The organism is Lacticaseibacillus camelliae DSM 22697 = JCM 13995, from assembly GCF_001311195.1.
Taxonomy (GTDB): domain Bacteria; phylum Bacillota; class Bacilli; order Lactobacillales; family Lactobacillaceae; genus Lacticaseibacillus; species Lacticaseibacillus camelliae.
The window spans coordinates 1-4,383 of the sequence record NZ_BBAJ01000123.1; the positions used below are offsets into that span (position 1 = coordinate 1).

The following is a 4,383-nucleotide window of genomic DNA, read 5'->3' on the forward strand; positions in this document are numbered from 1 at the left end:
TTCGAGCGTATCTTCAGCGGCACTATCCCGCGTCATCACTAGGTTTCTATGCCTCAGCCACTGTTTTGGCGGGGAGTTTGGCGGGGCTTAGTTGATCGTACTTTACCGCCTGATTCCCCACGAACCGCACCTGATTCTGACCCGCCGTCTTGATCGTGATGTTACCCGCAATCTGTTCGGCGATATCTGCATCCAGTCCGCCCCATAAGTGCGAGTAGTGCTTCAGCGTGATCTCAGGTGACGAATGGCCTAAGCGCTTGGACAACACCAGTACGGAGACGTTGAACTCATTGATGAGATACGACGCATGACTGTGGCGCAGCCCTTTGCCTTCGACTGGGTGCACCTGCGCCAACTTGGCGTAGCGGTGGATAATCCTCGAGATCGTGGACTTGGTCATCGGCAAGCATCGTAGGTCATGATGAAGTCATCAACCCCACCCAGACCGAAACTCTTCTGCACCTCGCGCCAGCGCCATAGAATTGCCACGGTGTCATCATCAAGCGTCAAGATGCGCTTGCCGCTGTCTGTCTTCGTGTAGTCGTGGCGCTCCCAGTCATGCCGGTTCTTCATCACCAGCATGTGGTCAACGTGCAGCTGCTTCTTGGCGAGATCAACATCTCGCCACCACAGCGCCGTGCCTTCGTTGACGCGCACGCCAGTCAGGAAGTACAGCCACAACATCACGAAGTTCAGGTGACCGTAAATGTCATCAATGCAGATTTGCGCGATGACTTGTTCAAACTCAGCTTTCGTCCAAAACGGCACGCTGCTTTTGGCCTTAGGGATCGCCTTGACCCGCTTCGACACATTGCTGGACAGGTACTGCATCTGCACCGCATGGTCAAGGGACTTGCGGAAGCAGCCGAACACCAAACCAGCATAGCCTTGCGAGTAGCCCGCACCGCCGTCTTTTTCATCCGTGAGCAGCCACGTGCGGAAGTTCTGCACGTCGGTGATATCGATATCGCGCAACAGCTGGTCGCCAAAGCGGGCGATACAGATATCAAAGCTGCGATTACGGACAGCGAAGGTGCTTTCCTCCACGTCGGTTTTGTACGCTGGGATATACGCGTCTTTCATGAACTGGCGGTAGGTCATGCGAAAGTTCGTAAACCCATGCGCCTCATGATATTCACGCTTCACCCGCGTAAGTTCCTTGTTCGCCGCAAACGCAGTGTTGAATGGCATTCCTTGACTGTCCTTCCGCCCTTTCTTGCGGACGCGCTTGCCACTCATCTTATCGGTGCCCAACTCGGTTTCATAGTAGAAGTTACCTTTGGCGTCTATGAATACGCCTGGATATTTGGTTTTACTCATTCTCAACAGCTCCATTCATCGGTGACCCGAGAATGGACTCAACGACAGAACGCGGCACGCGCCCTAAGTTTCGGTTGAGATACAAGGGATAACCCTTTTGTACCATCCTTTGCTTCGCTTGTCTAATAATATTGCGCGCGGTGTGCTGCTTAAAACCTAATGCCATCAGATCTTGATAGCAGACAAAACTCTTATCCAATTACGTCACTTCCTTCTCATTGATTGAAGTGAGATAATCAAACCAGATAGGACCCAAATCTTATCTGTGAAGGGTGACTACTTGCTTTGGTCGGCATAGTCGCTCTTTTTTGATGTCTCACTCGGTTCTGAATCCGTCAAAACGCCGTTGCGGTGATGCTGATAGTGGTGAATCAAGTCCCAGTGGCGTTGCGTCAACTTGCCGCCGTCAATAATCGCCTTCAGCTCAGTAGTGCCATTGTACTGATCAATCAGCTGCAACATCTTCAGCGACGGCGCGACCTGCTTCTTGAGCCAACGGGTAATGTGCGCGTAACTCAATGGTTCAGGATTGGTAGAAAGTCGCAGCTTGTCGCGATAATTGCCGATGAAAGCATCCCAGCGCGGATCTGTCGCCCACTGACTCTTCGCTTTGTGACTCGGCGTCAAAAAACGCAGGTAGCGATTGATGATGCCGAACACAACTTTCTCTGGATCATGCTCTGCCAACAAATTCTTAATTGCCGCAGCGGCGCGTTTGCGACGTAACCGGACTTCAAAGCGTGTCCGTATCGGCTGATCTTCAATCGCAATCTCAGGGTGCTTCTGGTGTTGCTCAAAAGCCTTGTCGTAAATACAGAAGTACACTTCACTTTGCGGCGACCCCAGATACAAGGTTCTGCCCGATACCTTCCACTGCTTGGTGCGATTATCTCGGAAACCATGAAAACGTGAGGTGAATTCATCACGGTCACACTTCTCAATCAAGGTTGGTACGTCAAGCAAGCCATTGCGATCATTGATGGCGAGGTCAACTCGGGTGAAATGACCGTCAAGCGCAATGCACGTCTCTAGGAAGTCGTACCAGGTGCGATTCTGCTGGCGCAAATACGATTCAACATAGCGGCAGCCTTGGCCCTTCAGTTCAATCATTGTGCACTGTCTTCGCTTGGATCATAACCGTCTGCATTCACATCTTGATACGGCGACAGCAACACATCGATTTCACCACATTTGAAGGTCGCCGCGTACCCGTATCGCGCCCCTTCTTTGAGATTAAAGTGATTCAGGTTAATCTGGAACAGTTCGGTCACCAGTTCTTCATAGTCGTGCGACTTGAAGGTAACGCCCAAGTAATCAATACAGACGTCAACGTTGTTCTGGCCGGTCAACGACCGCAGTGCCAACGTCAATCGCAACCGCGCTTGTTGGTTAATCGGCTTGTTTCCCGTCAGCAGCTGGTTCAAATGCGATCGACTGTAATCAGCCGTCTTCGCTAATTGGCCCTGAGTGATCTTGTGCGTGCGCATCTCATCATGAAACTGGTTTAGCCAGTCGGTATTCGTCATCCCGCCGACTAAGTTCAAATCTTTCAGCATGTTAGCTCCTTTCGAAGCGACCTGACAGCAAAGCCACCTATCTGCTTACGCAAAGTGGCTTGCCACCGGCGCTTTCGTCCTACTTACATGTATTTTGTCTCTAATATTTGCCCCCCTATTAGAGACCGGGGGCTTGTGGCGGCCGGCTAACGCCGACCGCCGCCGCTCGCGCTAGCGGCTTTCGCGCTGCACGCCGCGCACGGCGGCGTACGTTGCAAGACCCTTCCGGAAGGTCTGTGAGAACTTTCGCTCTCACCATATACAGACGGTTTGTAGGACGCGTTTTGAAACAAAAATTCGAACTGTAACGTATTTTTAATATAGAGGATCATAATCCCACAAGACTTCCAGTTAACTCGAAATTAATTCTCTCCCATCAAAAAAAAGCCCATATCATTGCCAATAAAAGCAATAATATGGACCTCAAGATGAAATAAACCAATGCTTACACTAGTCAGTACTGAACTAGGCTGCTGACTTAGGCCGTTCAGTGATGACTTTATAGTTGATTTGATATGTTTTGCCGGCTCTGTGGGTAATGACGGAAATTGGTATAGAAAAAATACCCAAAAGAAGCATGAGGTTAGCCAACACAATAGCTGAATCAACTTCGACCACCAGAGATTCAGCGGTTCTTGTGTTCACTAAATCAAGCCCAAGCGAGACTTTCAAGAAGGCAAACTTGCGTTCAATCGCACCGCGTCTGTTCTCCGCATCAGTATCCAGCTTGCGCTGCTTGGCATCTACATGCTTCGGCCGGCGGCCCAGCTTAGGCCCACTCAGTTTGATGCCCAGCTCCTTGCACAATGCAATATTCGCTCGGGTTCGGTACAGGGTGTCAGCTAGTACCTCATCGGGATACTGCCCCAGTGTATCCCAACAATGATCGAGGGTTGCGGCCAGATCAGTGCTTTCATTGAAGCTCTCGAAGTCAAAACGCTCAACGTCAATAACTCCGTCTAAAATTGAGCAGTCAATCTTGGCACCGAACTCAACGCGTGCCTTAGCTTTACCGCGAACAATCGGGTGAATGTACGGTTGGCTGAGACTGACAATCCGGTCAGGAACGCTATGAGTCTTGTTGTCGTACATGTACTTTTGCTGATCGTAGACCTTACGGACAACTGCGAGCCGGTTGATTTGCCATTCTGTCAGATGTGCTTCTCCGCCTTGGCTCAACAGTTCATCCACGTAGCGCAGGTCTCGCCGAATGTACTGCAGCTGGGCTTTAATCTGCTTGCGCCGGGCCTTGGCCTGACGGCCAGGGTGGCGTGAATATTCAGTCCATGTTGCCTTAGCCAAGCGCTTATAAGTCCGCGGGATTGCAACTTGTAGCCCTTGCGCCATCTTAAACACCATCTCTTCAAGGTTCAGCCGAGCTTTGTTTAGTAAGGAGGCATCTTGAGGAAACTGAATCTTGATCGGCACGGCGGTGGCATCAGTAATTAGCACGTGAGCTCCGGGCACAATCGCTTCTAGCTTCTCACGGACTTCATCAGTGATGATT

4 protein-coding genes and 1 pseudogene are annotated in these 4,383 nt (G+C 50.9%); all 5 read right to left on the minus strand.

Translation table 11 applies throughout. The features are described 5' to 3' along the window. Positions 1 to 46: 46 nt before the first annotated feature. Positions 47 to 1,320: pseudogene (locus tag JCM13995_RS13005) on the minus strand (tyrosine-type recombinase/integrase). Next, positions 1,313 to 1,519 (minus strand): DUF3173 domain-containing protein, encoded by a 207-nt coding sequence (locus tag JCM13995_RS13010; protein ID WP_033572650.1) that lies wholly within the window; start codon positions 1,517 to 1,519, stop codon positions 1,313 to 1,315. Before JCM13995_RS13010 ends, JCM13995_RS13005 begins: the two are co-directional and overlap by 8 nt. 77 nt (positions 1,520 to 1,596) lie before the next feature. Continuing rightward, positions 1,597 to 2,430 carry a replication initiation factor domain-containing protein gene (locus tag JCM13995_RS16460; protein WP_263849692.1) on the minus strand — a complete coding sequence of 278 codons (834 nt, stop codon included), beginning with the start codon at positions 2,428 to 2,430 and terminating at the stop codon, positions 1,597 to 1,599. Continuing rightward, positions 2,427 to 2,876 carry a hypothetical protein gene (locus tag JCM13995_RS16465; RefSeq protein ID WP_263849693.1) on the minus strand — a complete coding sequence of 150 codons (450 nt, stop codon included), beginning with the start codon at positions 2,874 to 2,876 and terminating at the stop codon, positions 2,427 to 2,429. The genes JCM13995_RS16460 and JCM13995_RS16465 overlap by 4 nt, the downstream gene beginning before the upstream one ends. 465 nt (positions 2,877 to 3,341) lie before the next feature. Next, a partial coding sequence (locus JCM13995_RS13020) for a transposase (protein WP_054666374.1) occupies positions 3,342 to 4,383 on the minus strand: 1,042 nt, incomplete at its 5' end.

Bases quoted from the DNA above. Each gene is read 5' to 3' on its own strand.
- JCM13995_RS16460 (WP_263849692.1), bottom strand. From the start codon at position 2,430: ATGATTGAACTGAAGGGCCAAGGCTGCCGCTATGTTGAATCGTATTTG.
- JCM13995_RS16465 (WP_263849693.1), bottom strand. From the start codon at position 2,876: ATGCTGAAAGATTTGAACTTAGTCGGCGGGATGACGAATACCGACTGG.